Raw genomic sequence first — 769 nt, 5'->3', positions numbered from 1 at the left:
GTTTCATCAAGCTCTAAAAGTGTTGATAAGCGTTTAGGTTCAAGTGAACCAACACCATTAAAATGCGCCAATGTGTGATCCTCATGAAGAAAAAACCGTAAAGCTGGCAACATACGCTCAACAGAATCAATGAGAATACGTGGTGCTGTTTCATTACTATGCATAAAAAGATTACGCAAAGACAATAAGTCCGATAATAAATCGAGCAAGATGGCAGGGCTACGCGAAATATGCCCCCCATCAACCAAAATCTGACGTGAAAGCTCCTCTATGAGAGTGGTTTGCACCTTTTTTTTCATTGCTACAGAAATCGGCAAAGCAAGAGATGCGAATGCCAAAGCGACAGCTGCTCGTAAACGTTTATCATTGTTTTCCATACTGGAAATCGTCACACGCAAATAACGAAATTGGAAACCAAGCGCCTGTAAAAAACGTTTTTCGAACCGCTCACTTGCCCCCTTCAACAACATTTGCGAATGACAAATCCACGAAATCAAACGCCGTGCCACAATTGGCGCACTCCAAGCAAGGCCGTTTATTTTCTTGACACACTGGTCAAGCCAGTCTTCTACGAGCGCGCGTGCATGGGCAGCAGCTAAATCACTATCTGCTGCCGTCATATGTCGCAACCAATGAAAATTATGAAGGGCTTCTTCCCATTCAGGCGTTGGTGAAACTAAAGAAAAAGGTGAAACAGCACCAGAATGAACAATATGGCCAGCAAAAGCAAAACGACCATGATAAAATTCATGCGCCATCATAGGATCAG

Annotated in this window: 1 pseudogene; it reads right to left on the bottom strand. The window is 43.3% G+C overall.

What is annotated here, in order from left to right:
• Positions 1 to 769 (bottom strand): annotated as a pseudogene (locus tag ACFIK8_RS11110) (heparinase); the annotation flags it as partial.

Source organism: Bartonella sp. MR168JLCBS (genome assembly GCF_042194175.1).
The sequence above is the reverse complement of the archived record's forward strand: the minus strand, read 5'-3'. Positions and strand labels throughout refer to the sequence as shown.